This window comes from Sphingobacterium sp. SGG-5 (genome assembly GCF_011043525.1).
Taxonomy (GTDB): Bacteria; Bacteroidota; Bacteroidia; order Sphingobacteriales; family Sphingobacteriaceae; genus Sphingobacterium.
Map to the genome: position 1 here is coordinate 211229 of NZ_JAAKGO010000004.1, position 16554 is coordinate 227782.

Sequence of the window (16554 nt, forward strand, 5' to 3'; positions counted from 1 at the left end):
GTTGGCCTTGAATTGCTATTTAAAATCTCTGGAAGGAAATAATTCTCCTTGTACAAAATGCCCATCTTTTTCCTTGGACTGTGCGGGCTTATGAACGGAGCCAATATCCCGGCTTTGATTATCAATGTGTAAAAGATGGTTCATATTGTGGCAAGAATGTACAACGATATGTATGACTTCCCTTTCGATCTGCAATCTACCTACGACAAGCAGCAACCGGGATTGTAAAATCACTTTACGGTATACTTCGAATGTCTTTTCCCAAACGACCAAATTTGAAAAACCGGTTTCGTCTTCTATGGTAATAAACAGAATTCCTTTTGCTGTGCCCGGCCTTTGCCTGACTGTAATAAGGCCGCATACTTTGACCAGCATGCCATCCCTCATGGTATTTAATTGGCCCGAAGGCGTGACGTGCAGTAGATTTAATTTCTCGCGTGTGAAACTGACCGGATGCGCTTTTAACGAGAGGGTGGTGGAGGAATAATCTTCAATAACATGCTCCAATGCAGAAATAGGCGGCAGATCGACCTTTCCTTCATATACACTGCCGGAGGGCTGGCCGGTAAATACACCGACAGGATGGTCGGTAAGTGCCGATATCTCCCACAATGCTTGTCTTCGATCTAAGCCCATGGATCGAAAAGCATCGGCATCGCTCAGTTTTTCCAAAGCGGATAAGGGCACGCCGTTATCAACGAGTTCGTGAATTGTTTTATAAGGTTGCGTTCTCCCCGCTGTAAGCAATTGCATATCTTCTTCATGCAGTCCTTTTACTTGTCGGAATCCCAGACGTAGCGCACAGTATTTTCCGGCTAACTCTTCGAGGGTATTGTCCCAATACGAGTGGTTGATGTCTACAGGCCTGACCTCTACACCATGCTTACGGGCATCGATCACAATCTGAGCAGGTGAATAAAACCCCATCGGCTGGCTGTTGAGGAGTGATGCGGCGAAGATGTCGGGATAATAGCATTTTATCCAGGAGGATATGTAGACCAATAAGGCGAAGCTGGCGGCATGACTTTCCGGAAAACCATAGCTTCCGAAGCCTTCCAGCTGCCGGAATACCCTTCGGGCAAAATCTTCTTCATAGCCTTTTTTTACCATACCTTCAACCAGCATTTTTTCATATTGGGAAACCTTCCCTTTGGCTTTGAAGGTAGCCATGCTCCGGCGTAGGCCATCCGCCTGATCGGGTGTAAAACCTGCCGCCACCATAGCAATTTCCATAGCCTGCTCCTGAAACAAGGGCACGCCCAAGGTACGTTCCAAGATCGCCTCTAATTCAGGAGAAGGATAGGAGATCTCGAAATCAGGATCTGCTTTTTTTTGATCCCGTCGTTGTAGGTAGGGATGTACCATATCACCCTGAATTGGCCCCGGTCTTACAATAGCGACTTCAATAACCAGATCATAGAATCTCTCAGGCCGGAGGCGAGGTAGCATGGACATCTGCGCCCGGCTTTCGATCTGAAAGACACCCAAGGTGTCGGCACGACTGATCATCTCATAAACTTCACCCTCTTCCTGTGGAATATTGGCCAGCGTAAACTCTTCTCCATAATGTTGTTTGGCTAAGTCAAAGCCTTTTCGGATACAGGTCAGCATACCCAAAGCCAATACGTCGACTTTGAGGAAACCGAGTGCTTCAATGTCATCTTTGTTCCATTCGATATTGGTACGCCCTTCCATGCGCGCATTGATAATCGGACAGAGGTCAGAAAGCTTATTTTGGGTAATCACAAATCCACCCGTGTGTTGTCCAAGTTGCCGTGGAAAACCGATATATTCCTGGGTAAGTACCAATACTTTCCGCAACAGCGGATTCTGAAGATTAAGGCCTTTTGGATTGGGACCCACCTTTCGTGACTCCCAATCCTCTGTGAGTTCGTACCGCATTTTTGCGAGACGGTCTACAGCGTCTACCGATAGTCCCATAGCTTTGCCGATATCGCGTACAGCACCTTTCCAATGCACTTGTGTGACTGTGGCTACGATACCAGCACGATCCCGTCCATACTTCTCATAGATATACTGCATGACTTCTTCCCGTCTTTCATGCTCGAAATCTACATCGATATCCGGTGGTTCATCCCGGGCATCCGACATAAATCGTGCAAATAACAGTTTGACCTGGGTCGGATCTACCGACGTGATACCTAAGCAATAACACACGGCGGAATTGGCTGCTGAACCACGCCCCTGACAGAGTATGCTTTTTTCTCGCGCAAAACGTACCAGATCATAGACGGTCAGGAAATAAGAAGCATAGTTTTTTCGGGCAATGAATTCAAGTTCCATTTCAATCGTAGCTTTTATATCCTCGGCTATCCCTTCAGGGAACCGTTCACGCGCTCCTTCCCATGTCAAGTGGATCAACTCTTGCTGGGGTGTTCTGCCTTCTGAGGTAATCTCCTCGGGGTAAATGTATTGTAACTCGTCCAATGAAAAGTGACAAGCGTCAACAATTTCCAAGGTATGGGCGAGTGCATGCGGATATTGACGGAAGATGCGGTGCATCTCCGGGATAGCTTTGAGATGACGCTCAGCATTCGCATGGAGACGATATCCGGCAGTCTGTATCGTACACTTTTCCCGCACACAGGTCAGTACATCCTGCAATTGACGGCGGTCAGGATCATGATAATGTACATCGTTTAATGCAGCCAAGGGAATACCCAGCTTATCACTTAATTGGGCAAGACGGTGTAATTTTTTTTGATCATCTCCACTATATAAAAAAGAAGCGCCGAGATATAGGCTATCGCCTAATTGTTCTTTATAGGCTGCCAACGCTTCTGCAAATGCCGAATCAAAATTGAACTCTTCATTTAGCCGGGTGGGTGGTACCACGATGAAGCGTATTCCACGGGCATGCGCATATACGTCCGATGTATAAAGAAAGCATTCACCCTTTTCTGCACGTAGATTGCCTTGTGTGAGGAGGGAGGAAAGATTGCTATATGCAGCCTTGTCTGTGGGATAAGCGAGTAAGCTGGGGCCATCCAACAAATCGATACGGCAGGCCGGAATAAAGCGGATATTTTTCCCCCGGGCAGCTACATGGGCACGAACGATGCCGGCGAGGGTATTGCGGTCGGTTAGTGCAATAGCCTTATAACCTAACGTAATTGCTTTTTCAACAAGCTCTTCGGGATGAGAACCGCCCCGAAGGAATGAAAAATTGCTGGTGACCTGTAATTCGGCGTATTCCATTTTTTAGCCTTTATTATGCAAAAAAACCATGAATAAACCATTCGGGGGCGCTGTCGTCGGAATAATGTCCTGAACGGAAAAGCCAGTAGCGGGCACCACTTTCATCCTCAACACGATAGTAATCACGTGGCTTTCCGTTCGTTATCCACCATTCCTGCTCAATGCGTTCCGGACCATCTACTTTGACCAGTTTATATATTTTTTTGCGGTGTCTGAAAAGAATGGGCGGATAATCCGGAAGAGGTACCATGACCTCTATCGGTTCAGGATGGGGAAGCAGGTGCAGCGGACGAAGGTTTTGTGTAGGCCACGTAGTTTGGAGATGCATGTCTGAAGATATACGATCTCTTATAGCACGTTCGGGCCAATGATGCGCTGCCGGTAGATAACGGTGGATAGTGTTTATACCTATTTTAGCAACAATATTATCCATTAACTCTGCAATTTCCGTTGAGTCTCCTCTGCTCTCCCATAAGGTCTCCTGGGCTTCGTTGATGTCTTCCACCAATAACGCTTCCAGAACAAATAGTTCTATACCCAGGGCAGGCTCTATGGTCGGAATCTGGAGTTCGAAAAGTCGAAATAAATGTGTCGGACTGTGGGAGGCTCTGCTTGTACCTATACTGATCTGCTGTACATTTCCATCTATTCTATATCCTTTAAAAATACCTCTGCGCATTCCTTTTCCTTCTTTTGCCAGTGTATTACAAAGTAATTCTAACAATCGTTGGAGTGCTATCTTAATTCCTGTGGCTGTACAGATAGGTTCGAGACAAGGTAAGTGCTCCTGATAAGATTTTAGGGGCTGTATAGGTTGTAAAGTTTCAAACACGGTACCCAAAGCTTGTCCTAAACGGGCGGTGAAGGTAGAGCCGAATCGTCGTCGGAGTGTGCCGGGGGCTATGTGGATGAACTGCCCGATCGTATGGAAGCCAAGTTTGTGAAGCCGTTCTACGACAGCCGGTTCTAAGCGGAGAGCAGTGGGAGGTAAGGTTATTAAAGCCTCTTCCTGTGCTCCGGTAGGTACCACAATTCTATGTTGTCCATGACGTGCTATGGCCCATGCGCAACCTATGGTATCGGCTATTGCAGCACGAACCTCATAGCCTCCCTTATGGAGACGGTCCATGAGATCGTCCAGGTAAGGATGTTCGCCTCCCCAGAGATGAGGACATCCGGAGATATCGAGGAGAAGGCCATCAGGGGGCTCTATAGCTACAATCGGTGTAAAGCGTAAACACCATTGAGCGAGGGAATTTAATACATTTTCCGTGGCATCGGGTTCTTCGGGTAATACGTGCAATTGGGGTAGGATGGCCTGGGCATCGGCTAATACCATGCCGACGAAAACACCTTCGCGGTTGGCAATTTTGTTGGCTGCTTTGATCATCGTACGTCCACGCTCTGGGCCGGACAAAACAAAGGGGATATCCTGGAGATGTGGATGGTGTTTGACGATTCTATCCGTTGCGAAAAACGGAAACCAAAGGGATAAAAATCGTTTATGCATAACGTTCGCGTTTTGGAGAAATAGATTGAGATAGCTTATCGGGACATAGATGTACAAATTGACCGCCCCACCATCCCCAGTGCCACTTGCCGGGTTTTCCATTGCGGATTTTTTCTAAATGGACTTCCCAGACGGGATGTCCGACACCGGGCAGATTATCGGGGGTATAACTCATGGCATGCCGAATCCTCCATCTGGACACACAGGCCAGTGGAGTTACCCGTCGAGGACGCTTCCTGTGTATAAATCCGGTGACCCCACTACGCTCTACGACAAGTTGTAATCGTTGGGATTCTGCAAAGCTGACGTCACCTAACTCCGCAACGACAGCGCTTAGTACACGACAGTTGAGGCTCTGCTCCATTACCCATAAAGCTTCTTTATCACCTGTCACATCGACAAAAATAATCTGATGAGGCGCAATGCCGAACAGTTCCAGAGCGGGGGGATACAAACTGCGTTTGCTGCTGACCCATAAACAGGGTTTCTCTTTCTTCATAAGGGTGGACAAGAGGCCTGCAATAAACCCATTCGATGCGGTGGCAGAGGCAGCTGTTGGACTGATGAATTCATGTATTACCCCGGTGGGGAATACACGACAAGGGAAAGCGTCCTCCATAGCCCGCAACCCGAAATCAAGGTCATTTCTAGCGGATACAGCCTTTTTAAAACCCTCCAATACGAGTATTTTTTCTTGAAGCTGCTTAATGATCTCCTTTTTTGCTATACCTTCCATGTTCAAAAAATATTACATTTTGCCATACAATGAGCCTAACTTTTCTTAATTTTGTTATTATTAGTAACAAAATTATGTTAGTTATTATAACAAATGAAACGTGTAAATCAAAAAATATTTTTTGCTTCGAATATGAAGTTTCTACGTCTACGTAAGAAGCTGAGTCAGGAAATCATGGCGGAAAAGCTGGGTGTGACACGGGCGAAACTGGCGGCTATAGAAGCAGGGAATACAAAATCGCCACCTCCGGAGGATTATCTGCATTTTTCGGACTTTTTTGCTGTCAGCGTAGATACCTTGTTGAAGGTCGATTTATCAAAACTCGGGGAATTAAAACTTCGTGAATTGGAATCGGGCAATGATGTGTATATAAAGGGGGGCAATTTACGGGTCTTGGCGATCAGTGTCGATAAGACCAATAATGAACATGTGGAATATGTGCCTGTGAAGGCCAAAGCGGGATATGCGACGGGTTATGCGGATCCGGAGTTTATTGCTGCTCTTCCGAAATATGCGCTACCTCATCTTCCAAAAGGAGGGACATTCAGAATATTCCCGATCATAGGTGATTCGATGCTGCCCATACCGGATGGTAGTGATATCATCGGTAGGTATATAACGGATTGGACGGGCATTAAGCCGGATACGCCCTGTATCGTCGTCCTTAGGGGGCAACAGGATTTTGTTTTTAAAATGGTGACTGTACAAACTGAGGGTACGCTTTTACTGCGGTCGCTAAACCCGTTATACGAACCTTTTACTGTCGCTGCTGAAGATGTTTTGGAAATATGGGGTTTTTACGCGTATACCAGTAGAAAGTTTCCGGATACACAACCGGAAATGACAACTGTTCTGGCGGCTATCCGGGAATTGGGGAAAAGTATGAGGAGAGAATAGTATCCGGAAAGAACAACAGACTTAGGCTGTTTTACAAAACGGCTTAGGCCCTTTCACAAAACGACTTAGGCGACTTTATAAAAATGAGTACTCAATTTATACAAAATGAGTACTCGTTTTACTCAAATTGAGTACTCATTTTTGGAATAACGCCTAAGCGAGTTTTTCAGATCACCTAACCCATTTATTTGTTTGACCGAAGTGAGATTATAACTTCTATGAAAACCTCAGCGTAAACATCGTCCCCTTGTTTTGCCCGGTTTCTAAAACGATATTGCACTGTATGGCATCGGCAAGATCCCGGATAATGTGAAGCCCCAGCCCGGATTTCGTTCCCACTGCTGCTTCTTTGTTGTAGAGCGCATAGGCTTGTTCGTGCGAAATGCCCGGGCCGTTATCGGTAATAATGATCAGTACTTTATTGTCCTGGGTTATGGCCTTCCATTCCAGTTGTGGATTCGGTGTGTTTTTGAGGGCTTTTAGCGCGTTTACCGTTAGGTTATATAGGATTGTTTTCAAATAGTCCTCATCGGTATTGATGGAAATAGATTCGGTATTGCTATAGGATATTGCTATTGCCGGATTATTGGGAATGTGATTGTTTAGGTATTCGAAAAGCGAGTTTACCGGTACTATTTTCTTTTGTGGCGTAAAACGTTCCATCTGGCTTTTGCTCCATAACAGAACGGTCTCCATTGTTTCCAATAGATTTTCCGCAGCGTCGGTCAGTTTTTGCTGATGCAGTTCTGTACTACTGTCATCAAGCAGATCAGGAGCATTTTTTTGCAGGTGGAGAAAATGGATAAGATTGGTCACCGGTGCACGGAGGTCGTGACTTAGGATGCCGAAAAATCTTGTTTTTACCTTGTTAGCCTCGTCCAGTTCATTGTTTAGGGCAAGCAATGCGCTGTTGGTTTTGCGGCGCTGCACATTTTGGTAAAGTAATAAGCCCCCTATGATAAACAGCAATCCGGCCCCGCCAATCAATGCCATCCTGATACGCCGGGCATTGCTGAGTTGTAGCTTATTTATTGCCAGTTCTTTATCGCGCCGATCAAGTTCACGCTGGCTTTCCAGAGTTGCTATCCGGTTCTTATTTTCCTGAGAGAAAAGCGAATCGGTTTTGGTATAGCTCATTTTTGCATATTTCAGAGCTTCTTCAAACTCACCTTTTGCTTTCTTTATATCGGCAAGGACCCCATAGGCATAAAAAAGATTCTGGAGACTACCCGTTGCCTCGGCAGTTTCCATAGCTTCCCGAATGTAGCGTTCCGCTTTTTCTAAAAGTGAAGCTTTACTTTCACCGATGTTCAAACCGTTTTTTATACGATCGTTGCTGGCAAGAAACAGGTGTTCTTCTGCTAAGGCAATTCTGTTTGAAACCGCTACGCTGTAATGGGGCGAAACGCGGTCAAAAATAACTTTAGCTTTTAGGTAATACTGCAAGCGGTCTTTGTGATTACCTGAGACATCTCCCAAATTATAATAGTTTGCTGCCAGCAGCAAAGAATCTTTTACTCCGGTATAAACAGCGATGGCTTTTTTGAGCAATGCCTGTTTCTCTAAGGTATCCATTTCAATAAAAGAAGCATTCGTATAATAAAGCCCTTCTTCATGTTTTAAGTTTTCTTCTTGGGCGATAGTCCATACTTTTTCGTTATATGCCCGCGCCAAAGAATCGTTGCTCTGATGGGTATAGAGCTGGGCAATATTGGATAAGGTCAGTATACGGACAGTGGGAAAATCTCCAGAATAATCCAGCGACTTTTGGTAATATTCCACAGCTTTGTCGTAAATGCTGCGATCATTATAGTTGGTTCCGATATCGTTGTAATAGATAGCGTAGCCTTTGACCCAGTTCATTTTTTTGACGATGACCAGACCCGAGTCAAGGTAGTTGTAGGCTTGCTCGGGATTTGATCTTGTAGCGTTTGCAATCCGAATATACATCCGGGCTTTAGTGGAATCATTGTCGGTCGTGCGAAGAACGGTTTTAAGGGAATCGACATACTCCCCATCAGTTTGGGCGCAAACCGACATCGCCGAAAGCATCGGCAGAAGGAATAGCGATATGAAGTTTCTAACACCCATCATTTAACCTGTTAAGTTCCGTACAGTTTCTTTATAACTACGTCCTATAGGAACCTGTATGTCGTCAATAAGTAATCCCGACGGGGTCACCTTTTCAATAAAATGGGGTTGTACGGCATAGCTGCGATGCACCCGCAGGAAGCCTTCGAAAGAATGGGTCTTTAACAGATTGCCCAGCGAAGCCAGTATGTGATATCGTTTTGTTTTGGTCACCACCGTGGTATAGTCTTTTAGCGCCTCTAAGTATAAAATATCACTGCTGCGGACTTTTACCTGCTCATGTCCATCTTTGATAAAAATCGTGTCGCCATGGAGGCTGTGGTCAAGGAGCTCCGATTTTTTACGCATGTGCAGGTATTCCTCCAGGCGTTGCATGGAAAGGGCAAAGCGTTCCGCGGCTAAAGGTTTCACCAGAAAATCTAAAGCTGCCAGTTCAAAGCTTTCCACGGCATAATCTGGGTAGGATGTAATAAAAATGCAGGCCTCTGTATCGATGAGTTTCTTGCGAAGCTGTAAGCCATTGATTTCGCCCATGTCGATATCCAGCAGCAATACCTGCGGTAGGGAAGTCTCTATTTCTTTTAGTGCCGCAACAGCAGAATCGTACACACCAACAATATCAAGAAAGGCATACTTCCTCGCAAAGGCCTGTACCGTAAGCCTGTCTATCTCATCGTCGTCTATTATAATGCAGCGGTACGCCATGGGAAACAACTGTTTAGATAAATCAAAGCTAAACAAAATTAAAGTGGTAGGCAAACCTCCCTCCGTCTATTAATATGGTCGTTCGTCTATTTGGGCTTGTGTAGGTTGAAGGTTCTGAGAACCTTTGTAGCAGACTTAGTTTATCACACAAAACCCATTTGTTATGAAAACAATAAAAAAAAGTACCAACTATTGTTTCCTTTGTCTGCTTCTGCTTGGGATGGTAGCTCTTATGTCCTGCAGTAAAGACGATAATATACAACCCGAGGAAACGTTTGACATCAATAATCCGGAAGGATATTTTATTTATGCAAAACATTTCAATCCTGACGGCTCCTATCGTAACATTTACGTATATGAATTTATGCCCGGAAAACGACTAAATGAACGTAATGCAAACGGAGATAGAATTGAAACATACATTATACTCGACGATAATACCATTAATGTTGGGAATGGTGCCTTTTATTTATCTTTTAACGGCGATCTGGTAACGAGCAATATTGGTGGGATTGAAGATGGCACGCTAATCAAAGCGCCGGAAAGTAACCAAATGGCTGGTAAAACTTTTACAGGCACTTATTATAAAGCCGACGAGTCAGTACTTCATCACAATTTCTTTTACAGTTTTGCCGCGGGCGGGAACACCGTAGATGCAGGACTAAACGTAGGTACCACACTGCGCACCGAAAACTATACACCCATTGGCAATTTTGCCGCACGGGCAGAGCTGGAAAATGGTGATGTCGAATTTATGGTGTTCGTAAACGGTAAGCTGGAGGTAACCTATAAAACAAAGGGTGGCGGTGCAGGTTGGTATCACGGCACATTTGAAAAACAATAAGACGATCATAAAACAAAGAAAATGAAAACACAACTTTTATCATACAGCCTACTTGCCCTGCTTATGCTGGGTACAACAGGCCTTACGTCTTGCAGCAAAGACGATGACACTACACCGGAAGCGCCGGTAATGGCGGCGGATCTTTTGGATTACTATATCCCCATAGAAGCTATAAACACCGAGGGCAAAACAATTTACCGGCTTGTCTATTTTACAAAAGGTACCGGCACTATTATCAAGGCAACTTATGATGGGCCCGGTTTGAGACGAGGACAGGTGGTCACCGTGGATAAGAACATCTTTAATTTCGATTTCAATGGCGATGGTTATACAGTATATGAGTTCAGCTTCGCTAAAAACAGTGGCGGGGATATCGTCCTGAAGAGCACGATTAATAAAGGCACGTCTACGCTACAGATAGTACATGCCGAACTGATAAAAAGCAGCGAAGCACCCGACTGGAGCGGAAAAACCTTTATGCGTGCTGTAGGACCTATGGGCTATTCTGAGTACTATAGTTTTTCGGTGGACAATAACTATACCGATGAAATCGGTAATAACCCTGCATATTGGCCTTTATATGTACTGGGCAGCAATGTGGGCTTTAAAAGCAATAGTGATATACTGATGGGTATATTTGTACCTTCTTGGAAAGGAAATACCGAGATTAAAATGCTCCTGAGTAATACTACTATTGATGGTGTTGCAGAATACCAGTTATACGAATAATATCTGAGGGCACCTGAACATGGCAGGTTGGGGGCGCCAATGGCAGCAATAACATAACACATTAAGTTATGAAAGTAAAAATAGTCAATCGTGTAACTACGGTAATTGCCATTTTATGTTTACTCATTGGAGGAGTATTATTAATACTGGCAGTGTGGCTATGAATCCTTCTGTCCGAACCTCGCTCCATACAAAAAATCCCTCATCTTTCGATGAAGGATTTTTTGTATGGAGAGTGGGATTGCCTCCGTTACACTTCGGCGATCCCTAAGTGGGAAGGCTTCACCCAAAATGAAGCCATTCGCTGCGCTCATTCCTTTTTCTGTTTAATTGGCTCCGCTCAAGCGCGCTTGGTTCGCCTAATTAAACAGAAAAACCCGACTGACGTCGGGCTTCATTTTGGGTGGCGGAGAGAGAGGGATTCGAACCCTCGGTACCGTTTCCAGTACGACAGTTTAGCAAACTGTTCCTTTCGGCCACTCAGGCACCTCTCCGGTACTTGGACAGTGCAAACATAATGTAAAAAAATCAATCTGCAAAGTGTCCTGACCTATTTTTTTGCAAAATCATACCGCCCCATTTTAAGCGGTTGACTATCAAGAATCTTTCTTTTTGTTGATGTCATATTCGATACGGACATGATATATACTCATGAGCATTGTTTTGAATAATTCCGAAGCGCTACTGATATCTTTTAGTGTAATATTGGCTTTATCAAACTGTTTTTGCATCAATTTATGTTCAATAATTTTGTCTACGAGATTATTGATCGATTCCCGTGTAGGTTCTTTCAGCGATCTTGCCGCAGCTTCCACCGAATCGGCCATCATCAATACCGCCGTTTCCTTTGAAAAGGGGATAGGGCCGGGATAGCGGAATATCGTTTCATCTACGAGTTTATCCGGATTGTTTTTAACGAACTCATTGTAAAAATAATCTACCCGCGTGGTACCGTGGTGGGTACGTATAAAATCGATGACAACATCCGGTAGCTGGTGGCGCTTTGCAATTTCTACACCTTTAATAACATGGGAAATAATAATCTGTGCACTTTGTTCGGATGTGAGCTCCTCATGCGGATTGCTTCCTGTTTTCTGATTTTCGATAAAATAGAGCGGATTAATCATCTTTCCAATATCATGATATAGTGCTCCAGCACGTACCAGTAAAGGATTACCCCCGATTTTGTATATAGCCGCTTCGGCCAAGTTAGCCACTTGTAGGGAGTGTTGGAATGTACCCGGTGCCTTTAAAGAGAGTTCCCTCAATAGCTTGGAATTACTATTGGTCAGTTCCATTAATGTCAGATCCGACACAATACCAAACAACTTTTCAAAAGCATATATCAGTGGATATGCCAATAAGGTCAAGCCCACACTCACGATAAAAGGAGTAAGATCAGTGAGGTATATACTATGGAAGGATCCGTTTCGCGTTAGCACTAAACCGACATATCCAATAATATAAGTCGCCAGAATGAGTATACTCGAAATCAAAAACTGTTCCCGTTTCACCATAGATTTTATGCTGTATATGGCGACAAGTCCCGCAATAAACTGCAGGAATACAAAATCATAACTGTTGGGTACAAATAAGGCTGCAATCAAAACCATCAGCAGATGAATATTCAACGCCACCCGTGTATCAAAAAGAATGCGCAGAATGATAGGTACCCCACAATAAGGAATATAGTATAGGCTGGCTATTTTCATGTTGATGGCCCACGTCAGCACGCCCAACATGGCCAAAATGACAATAAGGATAATGAATATCAGGCGATTGTTGTAGAAAATCTCTATCCGGAAGAAATAAAGGAAGACCATGAGCAAGGTCATCGTCAGCCCGATGATGAAGAATTGCCCGACTGTTACATATTTTTGGTTGCCGCTGATCTTACTTTCGTCCTCAAAGACCTTTTTTAGTGATTGTAATTTTTGATAGGTTTCGTTATTGACTATTTTGTCCTTTTCGGCGATAAGTTCACCCTTCTGCACCATACCTCTCGTCGAAGAAATGTTTGTGAGTGCGGTTTGCTCAATTTTATTGGTGAGACTCTCGTTATAGATGTAGTTAACGGTAATATAATTTTTTAATAATTCGGCCAGCCAGCTTTTTTTAGCTATACTGCGATCGCGTCGTAAATTTTGTTGTACATAATCATGTGCGGTTTCGATAGTAAAGCAATCTACTGTGTTTTTTTGCTGCGCAACGTTGTCCGATAACAATGTAAAATTATAATTGGCTTGTGTTTCGTCTACTTTTTCCGGGTCCATGCCCTTATTTTGGTATCGATTTACCAGTGAGATGATTCCTCTATTATAGAGATACGTCAAGAGTTGTGTCCCCTTTTCTTTGTAATCTTCTATATCAATATTTGCGAGGGTATCCATCATACTGGATTGCCATTTCTCTGCCAGATCCGTCGTAAACTGGTCAATTTGTTCTTTGCTGATATGCGGTTGAAGATTGTATATAGGCTGTACTGTCTTCAGAATATGTTGTTTGTCTTTATCCAGCTCCTCTTTTGTTTTGAGTATGGCGAAATTGTAAGGAGAAATAAGATTCTCATGATTCCAAGCTTTTCCTTTTTGAAATTCGTATTCAAACCGCGGCTGCTTAGGTAGAAATATACAGATAAGCAATACGGTTAATGCTACCATTCCATATTTCGCTATCGGCGAATGGCTTTGGAGCTTATTGTTGAGATAATTTATTTTCAGTTTCGCCACCGTTCTATTGCTTTAACATAATATTAAGAGGGTGTCTAAGAAGCATCGTTTCTCGTCATTTCGAACAAAGAGAGAAATCTATGGATAATTCGAATTAATTAATTTTCAACAAGTTGAAAAATTGCTTAACCATAGATTTCTCGTCGCTCCTCCTCGAAATGACGGTACAATTGACTTTTTAAACCGCCTCTGAACAAAATTAGATAAAATGCGCTGCATTCACGAAGAATACCAAGCATTTTATCTAATTTTGCATCATCAAACAAAAAAAGAAGTAATGTCCCATTCAAAACATGTAATAGCTCCTTCGGTCCTTGCCGCGGATTTTGCAAATCTGAATAAAGATATACAGATGATTAATGAAAGTGAGGCGGATTGGTTTCATATTGACATCATGGATGGGATGTTTGTACCTAATATTTCATTTGGTTTTCCTGTGATGCAAGCGATTTCCAGACACGCCAGAAAACCTTTGGATGTTCATTTGATGATTGTCGATCCAGATCGGTACCTGCAAACCTGTAAAGACAGTGGCGCAGAAATCATTACGGTGCATTATGAGGCTTGTACCCATCTCCATCGCACTTTGGCAGCTATTAAGGAGTTGGGATGTAAAGCCGGAGTGGCACTAAATCCACATACACCTACCCATTTGCTGAAAGATATTGTACAGGATATTGATTTGGTTTGTCTCATGTCAGTTAATCCCGGCTTCGGCGGACAAAAGTTTATTCAGCATACTTATCATAAGATTGCCGAATTGCGTGCTATGGCTGCGGGGATTAATGATGCCTTAATGATTGAAATCGATGGGGGAGTAACTTTAGAAAATGCGGGTAGGCTACTAAAAACCGGAGCAGATGTATTGGTTGCCGGTTCTTTTGTATTTAATTCGGCGACACCATTGGATACCATAAAGGCATTGAAAGAAGTAGACCCTTCTCGTCAGGAAATATAGCATTAGTTTAAGGAGCCCGCTATAGTATAGTGATTGGTTCCCAAAACCCATACATCCTGTTGTTTTTCAATGCGATAACTTTCATTTTTCTTGTAATGAAGTTTCTCGGCCGTATCGTAGAGCAGGTTGTCTATCTTTCTTTGAATAGTAATTTCCAAGGGCTCATTTTGCTCATTATATTGAATACGCACCATCGAAATGTCCAGCTTAGGGTTATCTATACGGAATGTTACCGTCCTGCCGGAAGAATCTTTGTATATATATCCTGCATACACCGGTTTATTGATGTCTATTGATGCAAAAGCAGCAAGTTCTTTTTTCCAATCCACCCGAAGTGTTTTCGTTTCAGATACATCGCCCTTGGAAACCGTTTTTACGACCGCCTTATCTACGGCAGAAAGGCGTTTAATCTCCCGTTGAAAGTAAGCCGGGAGGTCAAACTCTTTCTGCTCTTGCTTTGTATGTTGAGGTGCCGAAGTACAAGCAAATAGAAATATAGCGACAAAAAAATTAATCCACCAATACATTTCCAGTCATTTCGCCAGGAATGGTTAAACCTAACAGCCTTAATATGGTAGGTGCTATATCGCCTAATTTCCCGTCATTGATATGCGTATAACTTTTATCGATCAGAATGCAAGGGACCAAATTCGTGGTATGTGCCGTATTTACAGAGCCATCACCATTGATCATATATTCCGAATTCCCATGATCAGCCAAGATGATAAAAGAATAACCATTGGCTAATCCAGTCTCTACCACTTTTTGTGTACATTGATCGACGGTCTCTACGGCTTTAACTACGGCTTCGAATACACCGGTATGTCCCACCATATCGGGATTGGCAAAATTAAGACAGATAAAATCCGGCTTCGCAGTTTCCATATCCTTACAGATCGCCTCTGTTATAATCTCTGCACTCATTTCAGGCTGTAAATCATACGTTGCCACTTTTGGCGAAGAGATAAGAATGCGACTTTCACCGGGGAATTCAGTCTCACGCCCCCCCGAGAAAAAGAACGTGACATGTGGATACTTTTCAGTCTCGGCGATCCTTACCTGACTTTTCCCCTGGGCAGCCAAAACCTCACCCAATGTATTGGTCAGGTTATCTTTTTGAAAAACAACCTTCACTTTTTTAAACGTGTCATCATAGGCTGTCATGGTGACGTAATAGAGATCAAGCGCTTGCATGTCATAGTCCGGAAAATCCTGTTGCGTCAAAGCCATAGTAATCTCCCGCCCCCGATCCGTACGGAAATTAAAACAAAAGACCACATCACCCTCTTGAATGGTTGCTAACGGTTTTCCGGTATTATCTACCATAACAATCGGTTTTACAAATTCGTCAGTCACCCCCGAATCATACGACGCTTGAACCGACTGGATCAAATCCGTAGAAGGTGTTCCTACGCCTTTGGTCAATAAATCGTAAGTTACCTTTACCCTTTCCCAACGGTTATCTCTATCCATAGCATAGTATCGACCAACGGCCGAAGCTATTGTACCTACGGAGTGCTTCAGATGTTCTGTTAGCGAACGAATATACTGTATTCCCCCGTTCGGGTCTGTGTCGCGCCCGTCAAGGAAAGCATGCACAAATACCTGTTCATTGGTGAGACCAGCGGCTTTACTGGCATCGCATAACGCTTTAAGATGATCGATATGCGCATGTACGCCACCATCGGAGAGGAGGCCAATAAAATGTACGTTCTTGTGGTTTGTCAAAGCATATTTAAAAGCGTCCTGAATAGTCTGATGCGTTTGGAACTGTCCTTCTTTAGCCGCCTTGTTAATACGCCCTAATTCCTGATAAACGACCCTTCCTGCACCCAGATTCATATGTCCCACTTCTGAATTACCCATTTGTCCTTCAGGCAATCCCACAGCCTCTCCCGAAGCTTCCAATTTGGAATTCGGATAAGTAGAAAGCAGATGGTTTAGAAAAGGAGTCTGCGCGGCAAATACCGCATTTGAATTGTCATTTTTACCGTACCCTAATCCATCCAGGATCAATAGGGCAACTTTGTTTTGATCTGTTTTATCCACACACAAATTTAGATAAAATACGCTGCATATACAAGGCTTTCGGTGCACCCAGCACAGGAATATTGTAGGTGAAACAGCGTGCTATAT

The 16554-nt window shown here is 43.7% G+C and carries 12 protein-coding genes and 1 tRNA gene; 4 read left to right on the forward strand and 9 right to left on the reverse strand.

Annotated features, from left to right (window positions below; translation table 11 throughout):
- Positions 1-15: 15 nt before the first annotated feature.
- From G5B30_RS07450 to G5B30_RS07460, 3 genes are read right to left on the reverse strand one after another with little or no spacing between them, the layout of a single operon-like run.
- Entirely contained in the window at positions 16-3219 is a 3204-nt protein-coding gene (locus tag G5B30_RS07450; protein WP_165319343.1) for an error-prone DNA polymerase, read from the reverse strand.
- A 13-nt stretch (positions 3220-3232) separates the two neighbouring features.
- Entirely contained in the window at positions 3233-4729 is a 1497-nt protein-coding gene (locus tag G5B30_RS07455) for a Y-family DNA polymerase (RefSeq protein ID WP_165319344.1), read from the reverse strand.
- Positions 4722-5465 (reverse strand): ImuA family protein, encoded by a 744-nt coding sequence (locus tag G5B30_RS07460; protein WP_165319345.1) that lies wholly within the window; start codon positions 5463-5465, stop codon positions 4722-4724. Before G5B30_RS07460 ends, G5B30_RS07455 begins: the two co-directional genes overlap by 8 nt.
- Positions 5466-5558: 93 nt before the next feature.
- Here G5B30_RS07460 and G5B30_RS07465 point away from each other — a divergent pair, with 93 nt between their 5' ends.
- Positions 5559-6362, forward strand: a complete 804-nt coding sequence (locus G5B30_RS07465; RefSeq protein WP_165319346.1) for an XRE family transcriptional regulator — start codon at positions 5559-5561, stop codon at positions 6360-6362.
- Positions 6363-6578: 216 nt separating this feature from the next.
- Here G5B30_RS07465 and G5B30_RS07470 read toward each other — a convergent pair whose 3' ends face one another.
- Positions 6579-8456, reverse strand: a complete 1878-nt coding sequence (locus tag G5B30_RS07470; protein WP_165319347.1) for a sensor histidine kinase — start codon at positions 8454-8456, stop codon at positions 6579-6581.
- The gene (locus G5B30_RS07475; RefSeq protein ID WP_165319348.1) at positions 8457-9158 is read right to left on the reverse strand and encodes a LytR/AlgR family response regulator transcription factor; all 702 of its coding nucleotides are present in this window, start codon (positions 9156-9158) and stop codon (positions 8457-8459) included.
- 163 nt (positions 9159-9321) lie between these two features.
- On the opposite strand from G5B30_RS07475, the gene G5B30_RS07480 reads away from it, so the two are divergent.
- Positions 9322-10002 carry a hypothetical protein gene (locus tag G5B30_RS07480; RefSeq protein WP_165319349.1) on the forward strand — a complete coding sequence of 227 codons (681 nt, stop codon included), beginning with the start codon at positions 9322-9324 and terminating at the stop codon, positions 10000-10002.
- 21 nt (positions 10003-10023) lie between these two features.
- Positions 10024-10731 carry a hypothetical protein gene (locus G5B30_RS07485; RefSeq protein ID WP_165319350.1) on the forward strand — a complete coding sequence of 236 codons (708 nt, stop codon included), beginning with the start codon at positions 10024-10026 and terminating at the stop codon, positions 10729-10731.
- A gap of 404 nt (positions 10732-11135) precedes the next feature.
- Here G5B30_RS07485 and G5B30_RS07490 read toward each other — a convergent pair.
- Positions 11136-11225: transfer RNA gene (locus tag G5B30_RS07490), tRNA-Ser, on the reverse strand.
- A 102-nt stretch (positions 11226-11327) separates the two neighbouring features.
- Complete coding sequence (locus tag G5B30_RS07495; protein ID WP_165319351.1) at positions 11328-13460, reverse strand: HD family phosphohydrolase; 2133 nt, start codon at positions 13458-13460, stop codon at positions 11328-11330.
- Between the two features lie 277 nt (positions 13461-13737).
- Between G5B30_RS07495 and rpe the strand changes: the two genes are divergently transcribed.
- Positions 13738-14418: a ribulose-phosphate 3-epimerase gene (rpe, locus tag G5B30_RS07500; RefSeq protein ID WP_165319352.1), complete on the forward strand. Its 681-nt coding sequence runs from the start codon at positions 13738-13740 to the stop codon at positions 14416-14418.
- A gap of 2 nt (positions 14419-14420) precedes the next feature.
- Here rpe and G5B30_RS07505 read toward each other — a convergent pair whose 3' ends face one another.
- Positions 14421-14945, reverse strand: coding sequence for a hypothetical protein (locus G5B30_RS07505; protein ID WP_165319353.1), 525 nt, complete (start codon positions 14943-14945; stop codon positions 14421-14423).
- Positions 14929-16467 carry a 2,3-bisphosphoglycerate-independent phosphoglycerate mutase gene (gene gpmI / locus G5B30_RS07510; protein WP_165319354.1) on the reverse strand — a complete coding sequence of 513 codons (1539 nt, stop codon included), beginning with the start codon at positions 16465-16467 and terminating at the stop codon, positions 14929-14931. The genes G5B30_RS07505 and gpmI overlap by 17 nt, the downstream gene beginning before the upstream one ends.
- Positions 16468-16554 lie beyond the last annotated feature (87 nt).